Genomic DNA, 303 nt, shown 5'->3' with positions numbered 1-303 from the left:
GTAGAGCACTACCGTGATGATTTTTACTGGCATAACGCCTATAAAACCAGAATCCGCCAGGCGGTGCCGGAAGAGGCGTATACCATGAGCTGCGAAAAGAAGGTTGTACTGGAGGCGGGAAGCTGTTACCGGCTCCGGGTACATCTGAGAAATGGAGATACAGCCTGGGTTTCCCCGATTTTTGTGAGACAATAACAAAAAAAGAGTTCCAGGGAATGAGTGGCTTCCTGTTTTGCTGACAGGAAGCACCGTTCATTCTCCGGAACTCTTTCTTAAATTACCGGATGGTTATGGTTCGTCAAC

The 303-nt window shown here is 48.2% G+C and carries 1 pseudogene; it reads left to right on the top strand.

What is annotated here, in order from left to right:
• Positions 1–195 (top strand): annotated as a pseudogene (locus tag NE473_RS31185) (hypothetical protein); the annotation flags it as partial.
• Positions 196–303: the final 108 nt, after the last annotated feature.

This window comes from Hungatella sp. SL.1.14 (assembly GCF_024460495.1).
Taxonomy (GTDB): domain Bacteria; phylum Bacillota; class Clostridia; order Lachnospirales; family Lachnospiraceae; genus Hungatella; species Hungatella hathewayi.
The sequence above is the reverse complement of the archived record's forward strand: the minus strand, read 5'-3'. Positions and strand labels throughout refer to the sequence as shown.